Below are 3,177 nucleotides of genomic sequence, written 5' to 3'. Positions count from 1 at the left end.
TTCGGCGCCGGCCCCGAGGCCGGCTTCACGATGGTTCGCAGTGTCGAGCATCGCGAGCCTCCTGACGAAAAACGCCGCCGCCGGCGGCGCGGGTGGAACGGGATCGCGTGGCGCGGCGAGCGATGCGCCGCACCGCCGCGCTCAGGCCTTTTCGAGCACGACGTAGAACTTCTTCGCGTCTTCCAGCGTTTCCCAGCGGCCCGCGAAGCCGGCCGGCAGCAGATAACCCTGCCCCGCCGCGAATTCCTTGCGCGTGCCTTCGGCATCGGTCAGCGCGATGCGCCCTTCCACCAGCCACACCGCCTCGTCCGCTTCGGTGGCGGGGAAATCGACCGCGCCAACCTTGCCCTCCCACCAGCCGACCACATGGCCGCCGCTCTTGCCGGCGCTCGCGCGCCAGTCGCATTCGTCCATGCCGTAGTCGAGCCGCGTGAAATCGCCGAGGCCCGCGCCGAGGGGAACGATGTCCTGAACCAGTTTGCTCATTTGCGTGATTCCGTGAATGAAGTGTGGTGAGGACTGTACCCACGGGGCGCGGGCCGGTATGCCCCCCCTCAGGGGGGGCAAGCCGTGTTTCGTCGGTGCGCGCGGGGCGCGGCGAATGCATTGGAAAACCCTGCTTGCCGGTGCCACCGGAGCGTGCTCTATAATCGGTTCGCCTCCATTCCGGCACGCATCATGGCCGTTCAAGCCCTTTCTTCTCCCGCCGATTCCGCCCCGATCCCGATCTCGTTCCAGACGCTCGGGCGCGTCATCGATTCCGTCGGGACACCTGAATTCGTGCCGCGCCTGACCGTGCTGCTCAACGAGATCGTGCCGGTCAACGTGGTCCATATCGAGCGCTCGCGCACCGATTCGGCCATGCCGAGCGGGTTTCGCGCCGAATGGGTCGGCAGCGGCGGCGTGGGCATGGACACCAGCACGATCGCCGACGTGATGACGCTCTACTACGACCGCTTCTACGATCGCGATCCGCTGTTCGCCGGGATTCGCGGCGAGGTGGGCACGCTGCTGGTGGTACGCGACGTGGGCGCGATTCCGCCCGGCGAATTCCGCCAGCGGCTTTACGACGAGGTGCAGATCGCGCACGAATGCGTGCTGGCGCGCGGCACGCGCCACGCCCAGCACTCGATCGCGCTCGAACGCGACACGCGGCAGCCGGCCTTCTCGCTCGCCGAAATGCAGCGCTTTCGCACCGTCAGCGATTGCCTGTTCCCGCTGCTCGAATTGCACGCCTCGACCACGGCCGCGCGACGCATCGCACATTTCACGCCGCATCTGCACCCGCTCGCGCAGTTCGATGCGCGCATCGCGCGCGACGGCTTGCGGCTCTCGAAGCGCGAATACGAGATCTGCGCGCACCTGATCGGCGGCAAGACGGTGCCCGAGGCGGCCGACATCCTGAGCGTGCGCGTGGTGACGGCCGAATCCTATGTGAAACGCGCGTTCGCCAAGCTCGGCGTGCGAACCAAGCGCGAGCTGGTGACCTGGGGCCAGCTCGAACGCTGACGCGGCCTTGCCCGTCGCTCCACCGTTTAGCATTCCCGAACACTTGCATCGATCCATATCGATGTGGACATTGTCATTTCACGATTCGTCCGCCGCGCGAACTCCCCTACCATCGTCGCGACGCGGGCGCTCGCCCCGTGCATCGAACCACGGAGACATCCCGATGAGCCTTGTTCCGACCCGTCGCGCCCACGATGGGCTCACCGTCTATCCCGCCGCCACCATCGCCGGCACGCCGCGCTTTCTGAGCACCGATGCCAGCGAGGCGAGCGAGGCGCGCACGCCGCTGCATCACGCGGCCACGGGCGCGGCCGCCGGCTGGCAGGAGCACGCGAACGCGGCACTGATCGGCGAGGCCGTCAGCACCGCGCGCGCTGCCTTGCCGGGCTGGCGCGCCACGCCGGCCGCCGAGCGCGGCCGCTTGCTGCGCGCGATCGCCGACGGCATCGACGCCGATCGCGAGGCCCTGGCCGGGCTGCAATGCCGGATCAGCGGCAAGCCGCCCGTGGAAGCCGAGATCGACGCCAGCGACGCGGCGGCAACGTTCCGCTATTACGCCGGGCTGTGCGACGACGCGACGATGTTCGCGCCCGAGCCGATCGCGCTGGACGGCGCGGACGTATCGGCCGAACGCAGCTACGACGCGCTCGGCGTGGCCGCGCTGATCGTGCCGTGGAATTTCCCGATGGTGACCACCGCCTGGAAGCTCGCGCCCGCGCTGGCGGCCGGCTGCACGGCCGTGCTGAAGCCGTCCGAGCTGACCTCGCCAGTCGAGCATCGCCTGATCGCGCTGGTGCACGCGGCCGGCGTGCCGGCGGGCGTGGTCAACGTGGTGAACGGCGGCGCCGAGGTCGGTGCGCAACTGAGCACCCATCCCGGCATCGACAAGATCTCGTTTACCGGCAGCACCGCCGCCGGGCGGCACGTCATGCGCGCCGCCGCCGAACGGATGACGCGCGTCACGCTCGAACTCGGCGGCAAGTCGGCGCTGATCGTTCGTGAGGATGCCGATCTATCGCTGGCCGTCTCGCTCGCGGTGGGCGGCGCGTTCACGAACGCCGGCCAGATGTGCTCGGCCACGGCGCGCATCCTGGTGCATCGCAACGTGAGCGCCGCGTTCATGACGGCGTTCGAGGCGGCCGTGAAAGCGCTGGTGGTCGCGCCACCGCACGTGGGCGGCGTGGCGATGGGGCCGCTGATTTCTGCCGCGCACCGCGCGCGCGTGGACGCCACCGTCGAGGCCGGCCTGGCGGCCGGCGCGCGCGTGGCGTTCTCGGGGCAACTCGATGCGGCCTGCGAGAGCGGCTTCTTCCGCGCGCCGATGGTGGTGGCCGAGCCGGCCACGGACAACCTGCTGTGGACCGACGAGGTGTTCGGCCCGGTGGCCTGCGTGAAGTCGTTCGACCACGACGACGAAGCCGTCGCCCTGGCCAACGATACGGACTACGGATTGGTCGCCACGGTCGTCACGCGCGACGAGGCGGCCGGCCGGCGCATGACCCAGGCGCTGCGCGCGGGGCTGGCGTGGATCAACACGCCGCAACTGATCTTTCCGCAGGTCTGCTGGGGCGGCCTCGGCCTCAGCGGCATCGGGCGCGAACTGGGCGTGGCCGGCTTGCGCAGCTATCAGGAGCTGCGGCACCGGATTTCCGCCTGAGCGGATCGGAG

Annotated in this window: 3 protein-coding genes; 2 read left to right on the top strand and 1 reads right to left on the bottom strand. The window is 69.6% G+C overall.

The window, feature by feature from the left end; all coding sequences use genetic code 11:
• Positions 1-141 precede the first annotated feature (141 nt).
• The gene (locus ACYP33_RS23105; RefSeq protein ID WP_414441559.1) at positions 142-486 is read right to left on the bottom strand and encodes a cupin domain-containing protein; all 345 of its coding nucleotides are present in this window, start codon (positions 484-486) and stop codon (positions 142-144) included.
• A 192-nt stretch (positions 487-678) separates the two neighbouring features.
• Between ACYP33_RS23105 and ACYP33_RS23100 the strand changes: the two genes are divergently transcribed.
• Together ACYP33_RS23100 and ACYP33_RS23095 are read left to right on the top strand one after the other, a co-directional pair.
• Positions 679-1,509, top strand: a complete 831-nt coding sequence (locus ACYP33_RS23100; protein ID WP_459624073.1) for a helix-turn-helix transcriptional regulator — start codon at positions 679-681, stop codon at positions 1,507-1,509.
• Positions 1,510-1,672: 163 nt separating this feature from the next.
• Complete coding sequence (locus ACYP33_RS23095) at positions 1,673-3,166, top strand: aldehyde dehydrogenase family protein (protein ID WP_459624072.1); 1,494 nt, start codon at positions 1,673-1,675, stop codon at positions 3,164-3,166.
• Positions 3,167-3,177: the final 11 nt, after the last annotated feature.

The organism is Burkholderia sp. 3C (genome assembly GCF_054589155.1).
This window is presented reverse-complemented; position numbering and strand designations above follow the sequence as displayed.